12 protein-coding genes and 4 tRNA genes are annotated in these 14716 nt (G+C 38.9%); 14 read left to right on the forward strand and 2 right to left on the reverse strand.

All coding sequences use genetic code 11. The annotated features are described in order from the left end of the window. The first annotated feature begins 101 nt into the window (after window positions 1–101). From pth to A6B45_RS02035, 14 genes are all read left to right on the forward strand, one after another. Entirely contained in the window at window positions 102–668 is a 567-nt protein-coding gene (pth, locus tag A6B45_RS01970) for an aminoacyl-tRNA hydrolase (protein WP_072613106.1), read from the forward strand. Further along, window positions 669–4208: a transcription-repair coupling factor gene (gene mfd / locus A6B45_RS01975; RefSeq protein ID WP_072613107.1), complete on the forward strand. Its 3540-nt coding sequence runs from the start codon at window positions 669–671 to the stop codon at window positions 4206–4208. Window positions 4209–4222: 14 nt separating this feature from the next. Continuing rightward, window positions 4223–4504, forward strand: a complete 282-nt coding sequence (locus A6B45_RS01980; protein WP_004164715.1) for an RNA-binding S4 domain-containing protein — start codon at window positions 4223–4225, stop codon at window positions 4502–4504. 81 nt (window positions 4505–4585) lie between these two features. Then, complete coding sequence (locus A6B45_RS01985) at window positions 4586–4984, forward strand: FtsB family cell division protein (protein WP_072613108.1); 399 nt, start codon at window positions 4586–4588, stop codon at window positions 4982–4984. A gap of 30 nt (window positions 4985–5014) precedes the next feature. After that, window positions 5015–6307 carry a tRNA lysidine(34) synthetase TilS gene (gene tilS / locus A6B45_RS01990; protein WP_072613109.1) on the forward strand — a complete coding sequence of 431 codons (1293 nt, stop codon included), beginning with the start codon at window positions 5015–5017 and terminating at the stop codon, window positions 6305–6307. Next, window positions 6308–6847: a hypoxanthine phosphoribosyltransferase gene (hpt, locus tag A6B45_RS01995; RefSeq protein ID WP_010277907.1), complete on the forward strand. Its 540-nt coding sequence runs from the start codon at window positions 6308–6310 to the stop codon at window positions 6845–6847. 27 nt (window positions 6848–6874) lie between these two features. Next, the gene (ftsH, locus tag A6B45_RS02000; RefSeq protein WP_072613110.1) at window positions 6875–8977 is read left to right on the forward strand and encodes an ATP-dependent zinc metalloprotease FtsH; all 2103 of its coding nucleotides are present in this window, start codon (window positions 6875–6877) and stop codon (window positions 8975–8977) included. Between the two features lie 108 nt (window positions 8978–9085). Further along, a complete protein-coding gene (hslO, locus tag A6B45_RS02005) occupies window positions 9086–9979 on the forward strand; it encodes an Hsp33 family molecular chaperone HslO (RefSeq protein ID WP_072613111.1) in 894 nt (297 codons plus the stop codon). A gap of 87 nt (window positions 9980–10066) precedes the next feature. Next, the gene (gene lysS, locus A6B45_RS02010; protein WP_072613112.1) at window positions 10067–11554 is read left to right on the forward strand and encodes a lysine--tRNA ligase; all 1488 of its coding nucleotides are present in this window, start codon (window positions 10067–10069) and stop codon (window positions 11552–11554) included. Window positions 11555–11616: 62 nt separating this feature from the next. Continuing rightward, a tRNA-Asn gene (locus A6B45_RS02015) sits at window positions 11617–11689 on the forward strand. A gap of 111 nt (window positions 11690–11800) precedes the next feature. Beyond that, a tRNA-Asn gene (locus A6B45_RS02020) sits at window positions 11801–11873 on the forward strand. Window positions 11874–11877: 4 nt separating this feature from the next. Beyond that, window positions 11878–11950, forward strand: a tRNA-Thr gene (locus tag A6B45_RS02025). A gap of 87 nt (window positions 11951–12037) precedes the next feature. Then, window positions 12038–12571 (forward strand): rRNA large subunit pseudouridine synthase E, encoded by a 534-nt coding sequence (locus A6B45_RS02030; protein ID WP_072613113.1) that lies wholly within the window; start codon window positions 12038–12040, stop codon window positions 12569–12571. A gap of 70 nt (window positions 12572–12641) precedes the next feature. Continuing rightward, window positions 12642–13358 carry a YebC/PmpR family DNA-binding transcriptional regulator gene (locus tag A6B45_RS02035; protein WP_072613114.1) on the forward strand — a complete coding sequence of 239 codons (717 nt, stop codon included), beginning with the start codon at window positions 12642–12644 and terminating at the stop codon, window positions 13356–13358. A 42-nt stretch (window positions 13359–13400) separates the two neighbouring features. On the opposite strand, the gene hemH is transcribed toward A6B45_RS02035, so the two are convergent. Continuing rightward, a complete protein-coding gene (hemH, locus tag A6B45_RS02040) occupies window positions 13401–14342 on the reverse strand; it encodes a ferrochelatase (protein WP_072613115.1) in 942 nt (313 codons plus the stop codon). Window positions 14343–14601: 259 nt separating this feature from the next. Beyond that, window positions 14602–14673 (reverse strand) — tRNA-Glu (locus A6B45_RS02045). Window positions 14674–14716 lie beyond the last annotated feature (43 nt).

Genomic DNA, 14716 nt, shown 5'->3' on the forward strand with positions numbered 1-14716 from the left:
TATCATTAAATAGCCATACAATATGATAACACAAAATTGTAGTGTGTGCGTGGTATACTGGAGGTTAGATTATTTTAGAATGCTTTATGAGGAATAGAAACGTGAAATTTATATTTGGACTTGGAAATATTGGTGCAGAATATGACCAAACACGCCACAACATTGGCTTTATGGCTGTTGATGCTTTTGCGACAGCGAATCATATGTCATTTTCTCCAAGTAAGCAATTTGCTTTGGTTGCTAAGACAATCATAGGCGGAGAATCAGTCATGCTGGTTAAGCCAACAACATACATGAACGATTCTGGTAAAGCCGTTCGAGCCATTCTGGACTATTACGACGGAGATATTGATGATGTATTAGTATTGGTGGATGATATGGACCTACCATTTGGTAAAATGCGTTTTCGTGCGAAAGGATCGGCGGGTGGTCATAATGGCTTAAAAAGCATCATGACGCATACTGGTTCCCAGACATTTCTGCGTTTGAAATTTGGACTAGGGCATCCTGTTCATGAGCAAAATGTAGTTGTTAATTATGTTTTAGGAAAATTTACTGCAACAGAAAAGCCAGACATAGACGCAATGTTGGACCGCAGTACGCAAGCAATAGCGGATTGGATTCAAGGTGCCACAGCACCTGAACTAAGTAATCGATATAATGGATAAATGACATTAATAGACTTTTTAAGTGACACAGTAACAATTAAAAAACTTAACGAACAGGCAACTGAGGGCTCAGCACAGTTGCTTTTAGGTGTGAATGGAACCGCCCGTGCGGCTAGTATTGCTGCCTTATACCGTAAAAATCCGCGACCAATGTTGGTTATATCTGACACGCAAGTGCACGCTGATCAATTTTTTGATGACCTGTCATCTTTGCTTGAAGATCTGGTCTATAACTTTCCAGCGGAAGAGTCTATTGCCACAGAAATGGCAATTAGTTCCTCTGAATTACGACTACAACGCATACAAACATTACTTGCCCTAAAAACAGAAAAACCTATTATTGTGGTTACAAGTTTGGCAGGTGTAGAACGTTTGGTACCTAAAAAGCAGTCACTGGAACAAGCACATTTACATGTTAAAGTTGGGGATGCTTACAATTTAAATGTCATCAAAAACACTTTAATGATGATGGGATATACGCCGACTAAATTAGTTCAAACACCAGGTGAATTCGCACATCGAGGATCAATTGTTGATGTTTATCCGATTACCTTTGATGATCCTATTCGACTTGACTTCTTTGATGACGAATTGGACCAATTAAAGAGCTTTGATGTTGCGACTCAAAAAAGTACCACTAGTTTTGACGAAATCAATATTGACCCGGCGACAGATTTTATCGTATCAGAGGATCAGTATGACCAAGCCAAGTTAGCGCTTGAAACCACTTTTAGCGAGTACCGTACCAATTTAAGCGGAATTGATAAAAAGCATGCCACGGATGGGTTTGCTCCTACACAGTATATGTTGAACGAACGAGAAAGAGGTAGTGCGTTAGTGCCATATGCTCCATTTTTCTTTAATGGCCAGACAACCCTACTTGACTATTTTCCAACTGATTCGTTAATAATCCTTGATGAATACACACGGTTAATGGAAACGCGACTTCAGCAAATGACACGTGATCAGGAATGGATTGAGCAGCAAATTGAAGCGTATCAGTTATTACCAAAACAAACTTGGCGAACTGAAATCACAGATTTATTAGCAAGTAATCAACGTCCGATAATTTATTTAGCTAATTTTCAACGTGGACTCAACCGAATTAAGTTTACCAATGTTGAAGAAGTGACAACGCGCCCAGCAAATCAGTATTATGGACAAATTCCTGCCTTGAAAAACGATTTAATATATGCGCAGGAATCTGGTATTACGATGGTGTTATTAATTCCTGACGCTAAACGACGGGTTAATTTTTCTCGTAGTTTGTCTGAATTAGAAATGCCGGTCCCTGAGACGCGAGATGTAGTGAAAAACCAAGTACAAATTATGCCAGGTGAGCTATCAGCTGGATTTGAATGGCCAAAATTACATTTGACCGTACTAACTACACATGAACTATTTACACAAGCAAAGCATTCCGCACCGCGAACCCGCAAAATTGCTAACTCAGAGCGTTTGAAATCTTATAACGAATTAAATGTGGGTGATTATGTTGTTCATATTAATCATGGTATTGGTCGTTACGAAGGTTTGCAAACCATTGAAGCTGACGGTGGAAAACAGGATTATCTAACAATTGCTTATCAGCAAAATGCGAAAATATTTATTCCTGTCACACAACTTAATCTTATTCAGAAATATGTTGGTGCATCTGATGTTGCTAAGAAACCTAAGTTAAACAAATTAGGTGGTAGTGAGTGGGCTAAAACCAAAAGACAAGTTGCGGCGAAAATTGAAGATATTGCTGATGATTTATTAGAATTATACGCAAAACGCGAAGCTCAGCAAGGGTATGTTTTTCCACCGGATGATCATGCTCAAATTAAGTTTGATGATTCTTTTGGTTATCCAGAAACACCTGATCAAATTCGCAGTATTGAAGAAATTAAAGTTGATATGCAAAAACTGCGGCCAATGGATCGGTTACTTGTGGGAGACGTTGGCTTTGGAAAAACCGAGGTTGCCTTACGTGCTGTTTTTAAAGCTGCTCATGCCGGTAAACAAGTCGCCTTTCTAGCGCCAACTACGATTTTAGTTCAACAACATTATGAAACAATGTTGGCTAGATTTAGTGATTTTCCAGAAATTAAAATTGGCGTATTAAGTCGTTTTCAAACACCAACCCAGAACAAAATGATCATTGAGCAGCTTCAAAATCACGAAATCGATGTAGTTGTTGGTACGCATCGTTTGTTGAGCAAAGATGTGGACTTTGCAGATCTTGGGTTACTAATCATTGATGAGGAGCAGCGGTTTGGTGTTAAACATAAAGAAAGACTAAAACAGTTACGAACAAGTGTTGATGTCCTAACATTGACTGCGACGCCAATTCCACGTACGCTTAATATGGCCATGGTGGGCGCCCGCGATTTATCTGTTATTGAAACACCACCTGCAAACCGATATCCAATTCAAACTTATGTTTTGGCAATGGATTGGAAAATAGTTCGTGATGCGATTGAAAAAGAAATTGCACGTAACGGTCAAGTTTTTTATCTACACAATCGCGTTGCTGACTTAGACCGTATTGTTAGTCAAATAGAAGAATTAATTCCTTCGGCGCGTGTAGCTGCAATTCATGGGCAGATGTCAGAAACACAGCTTGAAAGTATTCTGTATGACTTTTTGAATGGACAATATGATGTTTTAGTAACAACTACAATTATTGAAACGGGTGTTGACATCCCTAATGCAAATACTTTAATTGTCGAAAATGCTGATCATATGGGGTTGGCACAGCTTTATCAATTGCGTGGTCGTGTTGGGCGTTCGACACGCTTAGCATATGCATATTTTACTTATCCATTTACACGTACACCTTCAGAAGAGGCCGAGAAAAGACTTGAGGCCATACGTGATTTCACGGAACTGGGATCAGGTTTCAGAATAGCTATGCGTGATTTAAGTATTCGTGGTGCAGGTGATTTGCTCGGCAAACAACAACACGGATTTATTGATTCAGTGGGTTATGACATGTATACTCAAATGTTGAAAGATACTGTGGCACAAAAACAGGGGAAACAAGTTACGACGACCCAACCAGAAACGGATGCAGAATTAATTTTAGGTGTACTAGCTTATTTGCCAGATGAGTACGTTAGTGATAATGCACAAAAAATTGAATTATATTCTCGCATCCGTCAGGCTAGAACGGATGCAGAATTTGAAGACATTGAGTCTGATATGCTTGACCGCTTTGGTGAAATGCCAGATGAGGTAGCTCGATTATTGCTCGTAGGTCAAATTAAGCAGTTAGCTGATCAGTCACAAATTACGAATATACGACGTCAAAGAAAACAATTAATTATGACATTTAATGAAACAGCTACGAAAAACTTAGCCGGAGAAGCCATATTTGAGACAATGGTTGATGTGCCGTTAAAAGCAGCTGTGCGAACAGAAGAAGGTAATTTACAAGTGATCTTCACTGTGAACGATGTCGCAGAAAGTAGTATCTGGCTCAATATTTTACGGAACTTTTTGTTAGTGATTATTGATAAATTATCAGCAAAAACATTAAATGAACTTCATCATTAAATATAGGAGAAGAAATGCGTTTAGATAAATATCTTAAAATTTCGCGGTTAATTAAGCGTCGGACGGTCGCCAAAGAGATTGCTGACCAAGGACGAATCTCAATTAACGGTAAAGTTGCTAAATCATCATCAGATGTGTCCACAAATGATGAATTAGAAGTACGTTTTGGAAACAAAACGCTGACAGTTAAAGTACTCAAAATTGTTGAAACAACCAAAAAAGAAGAATCTGCTGACATGTATGAAGTTATTAGTGAGAAATTTCAGCAAGATTTTCGTAAAATTGGTGACGAATAACAGCCAAAATGTTTAAGTTAGTTTAAATATTGTTGTAAAATGATAAAGAACGTGACAAAATTACAATAGGTAGAATTCACTATGGCGGGTAATTTTAAAAGAAGACAATCAAATATTACACCGTTAAACCCAGCGATAGCACGTGAAATTAAAAAATCAGAACGTGCTAACTTGGAAGCGGCAAAACATTATCGCAAGGCGCACGCGCGACGGGAGAAAAAAATTCTTCTTTTTGGCGGGTTGATAGCGATGATTTTTGTTGTGCAACTCTTGATAGGCCAAGTGAAGCTGCATGCGGCTAATCAAGAACTAACGAATACGCAAGATCGTTTGGAAAAAGTTCAAAAGACCAATACTGATTTAACTGCTGATACAAAACGTTTAAAAGATGCAACGTACTTACAGCAACTACTACGAGACAAATATGGTTATTCAAAGCAAGGAGAACTTGTTTATAATTTACCATCCGATAATAATTAAGGAAGCGCCCTAGGGGTGCCTTTTTCGTATATGACAGAAAAAATTTTGCAAACTATACAACAGTATAATTGGCCAGAGACAGTTATCGTTGCAGTTTCTGGTGGCGTTGACTCCGTAGTTCTAGTTCATGCGTTGTCAAAAACTAAGGCCAACCTTGTTATTGCACACGTGAATTACAGGTTACGTGAGGAAAGTGATGATGATGCTGCATTCGTTCGGGAGCTTGCGACTCAAACTGGTGCTATATTTGAAGAACAGGTCTGGCAACATATTCCTGACCATGCAGTGGAAAAAGCTGCTCGTCAATTTCGTTATGATTTTTTTGAGGATTTAGCTCAAAAGTATCATACAAGCACAATCGCTGTTGCCCATCACGCAGACGATCAAGCAGAAACAGTTCTTCTTAAGATGATACGCGGAGGGCAACTGCAACAAATGGGTGGCATGCAAACAAAGAATCATAAAGTGATTAGACCATTTTTGTCGATAACTAAGCAAGAACTAATTACTTATGCACAGGATAATCAGTTGGGGTGGCGCCAAGATAAAACGAACTTTGACGTTAATTATACGCCGAGAAATTTATTGCGTAACGATGTTTTACCAAAATTGACAACTATTAATCAACGAGCCGTCAGACATATTAATGATATGGCCGCACAAATTGTACAACAACAGCAGTTAATTGATAATCAGGCTAAAATATACGCTAAGAATATTCAAGACTGGCAGAAAATTCCTACACTTTGGCAGCTACCAACACTGAAATATTGGCTCCAAGAAAATAATCTATTTAACATTAAAGAAAATCAATTGCAACAAATGATTCAATTGCTGAGCAATACCCATAAACCGAACGGAAAAATTGCTCTGGCAGATAATTTTGAGTTCATAAAAAACTATCAAAAAATTAGTATACAAAAACAACAAAATATGGCACAAGTTTTGACGCCAGTTATGTTAAAATTGAATCAATGGCATTCTTTTGCAAAAACAACGTTCATATGGACTGATAATGTCCCTATGAACGGCCAATCATTTATCAAGTTTCAGCTTACTCGTTCATTAGCATACCTAAGCTTGCGCCCAGCAAAAGCGAGTGATAAAATTGCTCTCATAAACGGCCATAAAAATTTACGACGTTTAGCGATTGATGAGAAACTAACGCCGCAAGAACGTACAATGATGTGGGTTCTTGCGACAGCCGATGATGAAGTAATTGCAGTGCATTTACGCAGTAATCAGTGGCGTGTAAATGCGGATTTTGCTGTTAAAGAAAATACACAGCCATATTGGCTCGTATGTCAAATTGAGGAAACCTAAGTGGATAACGATATACAGGAAGTGTTGTATGACCAAGAAAGTATTCAAAAAGCGGCAGAGCGTTTGGGGAAACAAATTACCCAAGATTATGCGGGTTCAACGCCTTTGTTTTTATCAGTTCTGAAAGGCGCCTACCTTTGGACAGCTGATTTACTGCGAGAAGTAGATTTATACGCTGAACTAGAATTTATCAAAATCTCTAGTTATCATGGTGGTGTCTCAAGTTCTGATGAAATAACGCTCGTAACAGACGTTCGCTCAGATGTTCGAGGACGAGATGTTATTATTTTAGAAGACATTGTCGATACTGGCCAGTCATTACTTTTTTTGAAAGAATTACTTGCGAAACGTGGTGCAAAATCAATTAAAGTAGCGACCTTACTTGATAAGATTGAAGGTCGAAAAGTCGAAGTTGATGCTGACTATGCAGGATTCAATGTTCGTAATGAATTCGTGGTTGGTTACGGTCTTGACTATGAAGAGCACTACCGCAATTTACCTTATGTCGGTATTTTGAAAAAAGAAGTATACACTAAATAAACTTCGAACAAGAATTGAGGAAATACAATGAACAATAATAAAGGTGGCTTCTTACGAAGCAGTGTATTCTATATTTTCATATTTCTTGCTGTTGTAGGAATGGTTTATGGCTTGTTTGGTAACGATAAGACAACCACGAAAACTATTACATCAAGTGAATTTATTAAAGCACTGAATGATAAAGAGTTGAAGTCAGTTACAGTACAGCCTGGTAACAGCATCTATAATGTTACTGGAACGTATAAGAAGGCACAAACAGCATCCAAGGATAAAGGGCTTAGTTTATTCCAACCTACACAAAAGGTAACTAAGTTTACGTCAACTTTGCTACCCAATGATGCGTCGTTAAAGTCAGTCACAGACGCTGCTACAAAGACAAAAACAGAATTAGTGACTAAACAAGCTGAAAATTCTGGATTTTGGTTAAACTTGTTAGTTTCCTTAGTACCCGTTTTGTTGATTGTTGCGGTATTTTATCTGATGATGAACCAAGCTGGCGGCGGAAAAGGTGGACAAGGTGGTATGATGAGCTTTGGTAAATCCAAAGCCAAGCCTTCAGATCCTAAGGATAATAAAGTACGTTTTGCTGATGTTGCTGGTGCCGAAGAAGAAAAGCAAGAACTGGTTGAAGTTGTTGAATTCCTAAAAGCACCAAAGAAGTTTGTGAACTTAGGAGCCCGCATACCAAAGGGTGTATTGCTAGAGGGCCCTCCCGGAACAGGTAAAACACTTTTGGCCAAAGCCGTTGCTGGTGAAGCTAGCGTACCATTTTTCTCAATGTCAGGATCAGATTTCGTAGAAATGTTCGTTGGTGTTGGTGCATCCCGTGTTCGTGACTTATTTGAAAATGCTAAGAAATCTGCGCCAGCCATTATCTTCATTGATGAGATTGATGCAGTTGGGCGTCGTAGAGGAACAGGCATGGGCGGTGGTAATGATGAGCGTGAGCAGACCTTGAACCAAATTTTGATAGAAATGGACGGTTTCGAAGGTTCTGAAGGTGTTATTATTTTAGCATCTACCAACCGTTCTGATGTCTTAGATCCAGCGTTGCTTCGTTCAGGTCGTTTCGATCGTAAGATTTTAGTTGGAGCGCCGGATGTTAAAGGTCGTGAAGCAATTTTAAACGTTCATGCAAAGAACAAGCCATTGGCAGACAACGTCGATTTGAAAGCTATTGCCCAGCAAACTCCTGGGTATGTTGGAGCAGATTTGGAAAACTTGTTAAACGAAGCTGCATTACTTGCTGCCCGTCGAAACAAGTCCAAGGTTGATGCTGCAGATATTGATGAAGCTGAAGATCGTATTTTCCAAGGTCCAGCCAAAACAAACCATAACATGTCTGAATCAGAGCGTCGTACAACTGCCTATCATGAAGCTGGTCATGCGTTAGTAGGATTAGTTCGTTCAGAAGCTTCAGTCGTTCGAAAAGTTACTATTGTTCCGCGTGGTCGTATTGGTGGTTATGCCTTAATGACGCCTAAGAATGATCGATATAACTTGAAATATTCGGAGGCTAAGGAACAATTGGCTGGTTTGATGGGCGGTCGTGCCTCAGAAATATTTATGTTTAATGAAGCTAGCTCAGGCGCGTCAAACGATTTCCAACAAGCAACTGGTTTGGCTCGTCAAATGGTTACGGCTTTCGGAATGTCTGATAAGTTAGGCATGGTTCAACTTGAAGGTAATGCTAGTGTTGGCTATGCTGATCAAGCTGGTAATCGTGCATACTCTGAAGAAACAGCCCGTTTGATTGACGAGGAAGTACGTCGTTTGGCACGTGAAGCGTTTGATGATGCTATGGCTATATTGCGTGACAATAAAGACAAATTGACAGCAATTGCTGAGGCTCTACTTGAAGTTGAAACATTAGACGAAAAGCAAATCAAGGATATTTATCTAACAGGAACCTTTACTCGTAAGGACATCCAAGATGATACAGAACTTGCAAAAGCAAAGTCGTTTGAAGAAGCAAAAGCTGCTGCTGATGCCAAGGATTCACAAGCTGAACAACGCTTTGAAAAACAAGATGAAGAAAAGTCATCTGACGATCACTCAGAGTCACAAAATGAGGATACTGATTCAACAGAAAAGTCAGAAACAGATGACAATAATACAGAAAATAAGTAAAATAGAAGTTGACGGTGACGTCGACTTTTTATTTTGTCATGTGTTTAGCAAATACAAAAGCAATAAACTGTTAAATATAAAAACAATAAATTAAACATAGGGAAAATTATGGCAGATCAATTTATCAAAGCAATTACCAAAAACAAGTATTTTCGTACTTTTGCCGTAAATGGGACCAACCTCGTCCATCAGGCAGCGCAAGTACACGAAACATCGCGTATGGCTGCTGTTGTTCTTGGGCGCGGTTTGTTGGCTACAACCTTGACAGCTCAGGCTGTTTTGAAAGGTGAAGAAACCTTATCAACAAAAATTAATGGACGCGGACCAATTGGCAATGTTGTAGTAGAATCTGATGCTAAAGGAAGTGTGCGTGGCTACGTAACTAATCCTAACCTTGAGACACTAATAAATGAAGCAGGACAGCTTGATGTAGCTAAAGCCGTTGGAAAAAATGGCTTTCTACAGGTTACAAAGTTTGCTCCCTATTCTGATCCTTACATAGGTCAGAGTCAATTGGTTAGCGGAGAAATTGGGGATGATTTTACATATTATTTAGCACAATCAGAGCAAACACCTTCAGTTATAGGTGTTTCCGTTTATATGAACAGTGATGATACGGTTGCTGGAGCAGGTGGCTTTCTTGTTCAAGCGCTACCTGATGCTACTGATGAAGCAATTGATCAACTGGAGGGAGCTCTAAAAAATATGAGACCACTTTCTGAAATGATTCAAGAAGGCTACACACCATTAGAAGTGCTTGAAGAGATTTTTGGGAGAGGTGAAGTTGAGATTCTTCAAACAGCTGGCATCGGTTTGGCCGCAGAGCCATCCAAAGATGCTTATGCTAAAATGTTGCTCACACTTCCAGCATCTGAAATTCAGGCGATGATCAAAGAAGACCATGGCGCTGAAATTGTGGGAAAGTTCTCCGGAAAGCGTTACTTTTTCACAGAGGAACAATTATCCGAAATTTTGAAACAGATTGAAAAAAATAACGAGTAACTTTGAGATTATTGTTTTTTTTTGGTATGATATTTAGTTAGTAGGCGTGTAGTTAGAAAACGCGCAATAGGGAAGGATTTTATACAAATGGCTGAAGAAAAAGCCCTTAATGATCAAATGCTAGCGCGTCGACAAAAGTTGGCAACAATCGTTAGTGATTTACACTTAGACCCATTCGGTAAGCGATTTGAACGTACAGCAAAAGCGCAAGAACTGCATGATCTATATGATGCCAGCTCTTTAGAAGAGTTAGAGAATGCAAAACATGAAGTTGTTATTGCAGGTCGCATGGTTGCAAAGCGTGGTGCAGGTAAAGTTATTTTCGCTGATTTTCGTGATGTTTCTGGAAAAATTCAAGTTTATGCAAGACGTGATGATTTAGCAGATAATTATCCGATTATTAAAAGAGCAGATTTGGGTGACTTCCTTGGAATCAAGGGAATTATGATGAAGACTGAAGCTGGTGAATTAACAGTTTTGGCTACGGAATTAACACATTTATCTAAGGCTCTGCGTCCGATGCCTGATAAATTCCATGGTATTTCGGATGTCGAAACGCGTTACCGCAAGCGTTATTTGGATTTAATTGCGAACGAAGAATCTTTTAAGAAATTTCAAAAGCGTTCACATATTATTTCGGCTATTCGTGCCTATATGGATAGAAATGATTTTCTTGAAGTTGAAACACCAATATTGCAAACAGAGGCAGGTGGTGCTGCGGCTCGTCCATTTATCACCCATCACAATGCTTTGAATATTGATATGTACATGCGTATCGCGACAGAATTGTACTTAAAGCGTTTGGTTGTCGGTGGTATGGAGCGTGTTTATGAAATTGGACGCATTTTCCGTAATGAAGGTATGGATCCCAAACATAATCCAGAGTTCACAACGATGGAGTCTTATGCAGCTTATATGGACTTTACAGACGTGATGGATGAAACAGAAGGTATTTTTAAGGCTGCGGCTTCGGTCGTCTCAGACAACTTAAAAATCACCTATCAAGGTACTGAAATTGATCTTGGTGTTAACTTTGCTCGTAAGCATATGATTGACTTGATTAAAGAGCAAACAGGTATTGATTTCTGGCAGGAAATGTCTGTTGAGGATGCCCAAAAGTTAGCAGATGATAAGCATGTTAAGTATGAAAAATACTGGGGTGTTGGTCACATTATCAACGCATTCTTTGAAGAGTTCGTTGAGGACACTTTGGTACAACCAACATTTGTTTATGGACATCCAGTTGAAGTGTCACCACTCGCTAAGAAAAATGCTGATGATCCTCGCTTTACTGACCGTTTCGAATTGTTTATCATGGGTAGCGAGTACGCGAACGCCTTTACTGAATTAAACGATCCCATCGATCAACGTGCACGTTTTGAAGCTCAAGCAGCTGAGCGTGAGAATGGTAATGACGAAGCCGAGGGCATTGATGAAGACTTCATAGAGGCTTTGGAATATGGTATGCCACCTACAGGTGGACTTGGTGTTGGTATTGATCGTTTGGTCATGTTATTGACTGATTCTGATACAATTCGTGACGTTGTGTTGTTCCCAACAATGCGTCCAGAATAATAAACCATTGACAAGTCGTTACACAATTAGTTATAATAATATAGTTGTGTTAGCGACATTATTCCGACTTAGCTCAGTTGGTAGAGCACCTGACTGTTAATCAGGTTGTCGTCGGTTCGAGCCCGACAGTCGGAGTTTTATGAGAAGCAAATCGTTCTGGTTTGCTTCTTTTTTTATGTGATAAACTGTTGACATATTTTCCATCACATGGCATAATAATATAGTTGTGTTAGCAACGAAAGTCATTCCGACTTAGCTCAGTTGGTAGAGCACCTGACTGTTAATCAGGTTGTCGCCGGTTCGAGCCCGGCAGTCGGAGTTTCGCCGACGTAGCTCAGTTGGTAGAGCACGGGTATCGTAAACCTGGGGTCGGAGGTTCGATTCCTCTCGTCGGCACTATTACTTATATAATACTTATATAATGAAAAGCAAATCATCTGCGGTTTGCTTATTTTTTTATAATGAAAAGGACGCAATTAAAAAATGATTGTACTATTCAATAAACCGTACAATGTTTTAACAAAATTTACAGACAGCGAAGGGCGTGCAACTTTAGCTGACTACATTGATATTCCTCGAGTATATGCTGCTGGTCGCTTAGATATGGATAGTGAAGGTTTATTATTATTAACTGATAGTGGTAAGTTAAACCATGAATTGACTGATCCAGAAAATAAGGCTTATAAAACATATGTTGTTCAAGTTGACGGAGTCCCGACAAAGTCGCAACTAAAGCAACTTGAACAAGGTGTGGCATTAAAAGACGGTATAACTTTACCAGCTAAAGTTAAACGTATTCCTTATCCGAAATGGCTGTGGGATCGTGAAAAACCAATCAGAGTCCGAAAAAATCAACCAACAAGCTTTATTCAGTTGAAAATTAAAGAGGGTCGTAATAGGCAAGTGCGTCGTATGACGGCTGCTGTTGGTATACCAACATTACGCTTGATTCGGACACATATTGGCAACTATCATATTGCTGATTTAAAACCAGGACAATATCGAGTTGTGAAGTAATGATTTTGTGGCGCAAAAGCACCATAAACGTTTATAATAATAAAAGATGTAAATTAAAAGAGGTGACCTCATGGGACGTAAATGGGAAAACATTAAAATGAAAAAGGCGCAGACTGATGGTGCTGCCGCCAAAGTTAACAGTAAGTATGGTATTGAAATTTATGCTGCTGCTAAGCAAGGCGGAAGCCCAGACCCTGAAGCTAATTCAACATTAAAGTTTGTTATTGAGCGTGCTAAGCAAGCACAAGTACCAAAGCATGTTATCGAACGTGCCATTGAAAAGGCAAAAGGTTCAGGGGATGAGACCTTTATCGAAGGACGCTACGAAGGATTTGGTCCAAATGGTTCGTTGATTATTGTTGATACGTTGACATCAAATGTTAATCGTACAGCTACAAACGTACGCACAGCCTTTAACAAAAATGGTGGAACTTACGGTGCTGCTGGTTCTGTTAGTTATTTATTTGATGAAACAGGAGTGATTGTTTTTGAGGGTGAAGATGCTGACGCTACGTTGGAAACACTGCTAGATGCTGAAGTTGATGTTCGTGATGCCGAACAACAAGATGATCATACCGTTGTTTATACAGAACCAACTGCTTTGCATCAAGCAATTGCTGCTTTACGTGACAATGGTGTAACTGATTTCTCAACTACAGAAATTAGCATGTTGCCACAATCAGAAATGTCATTAGCCGGTGAAGATTTAGAAACTTTTGAAAAGTTAATTGATGCGTTAGAATCTGATGATGATGTTCAAAAGGTCTATCATAACGTTGAATTATAATAAAAAAGCAATGATACTCATTGCTTTTTTTGTGTATTAATTTTATTCAAAATGTCGGTTAGCAAGAGAAACAATATAGTTAGAAAAATCAATATGATCATTAAAGGGGTGCACAACATCAAAGACTTCACCACCTGACTGTTTAAAAATATCGTGATTTTCAACGTGAATTTCTTCGATTGTTTCCAAGCAGTCGGCTACGAATGCGGGAGTTGCTACTAGAACACGTTTAACACCCTGATTTGGTAGTGACATGAGTGTGTCACTTAAGTATGGTTTAACCCACTCAGTTGGCCCAAATCGTGATTGGAAAACCTGGTGAGTATTATTAGGTGTTAACGGTCCAACACGCTCTAAAACGCCTTGTGTGGTTGCTGTACAGTGGTCAACATAAGGGTCACCACGACGAACGTATGATTCGGGAACACCATGATAACTAATGATTAAACGATCGTAATCGTTCTTAGCCCATGCTTCGCGAATGTCTTTAGCTAATAAATCTAAATAGGCTTCATCGTCGTAAAATGATTTAACAACTTTAATGCTTTTGTCAGCCTTACGGACTTGATCAATGACTGATTGTGTTGACGTAACAGAATATTGTGGAAACAGTGGTAATACGACAATGTCATCAGCGCCTGCTAAACGCATTTCTTTGAGTGTCTCTGCAATGTTAGGTTTACGATACGTCATTGCATAACGAACAATCCAATTCGGTTGTAATTGTTGCACTTGCTCAGCTTGTTTCTTTGCATAGACCATCAATGGCGAACCATCTTCTCGCCAAATTTTTTGATAAAGTTCTGCTGACTTGATTGATCTTTTTGGTAAAATTTTACCTCTTAAAATGGGTTGCCAGAGTAATTTTGGCATTTGAATGACGTTGGTATCTGATAGAAATTCTTTTAAATATACTTTCACATCATCTGGGTGAGGGGAGTCAGGGGTACCTAGGTTGACTAATAATAGACCTTTTTTTTGCATAAGTAAGTGATCCTTATCTGATTTAATATGTAATACTATAACCTAATTTTTAATCAAAATGTATGTCGAAAAGCAAAAAATTGTGATAAGGATAACTATTGTCCTTTTATGTAGTAATTATTTTTACTTACAAAATTACTTCGAATTTGCTAATAAATACAATATTTTTCTAGTTAATAACCTTAATTTTATAAAAATTAAAATTTGCTGATTTTAAGGAGACATAATAAAAAGCCGCAACCTAAGTTGCGACTTGATATAGCTCGTGAGAGAATCGAACTCTCGATTCCGCCGTGAAAGGGCAGCGTCTTAGCCACTTGACCAACGAGCCATGGTCAATAATGTCTATCTGTATCAGATGACTATAATATAAT

This window comes from Leuconostoc suionicum (genome assembly GCF_001891125.1).
In the GTDB taxonomy this organism is placed as follows: Bacteria; Bacillota; Bacilli; order Lactobacillales; family Lactobacillaceae; genus Leuconostoc; species Leuconostoc suionicum.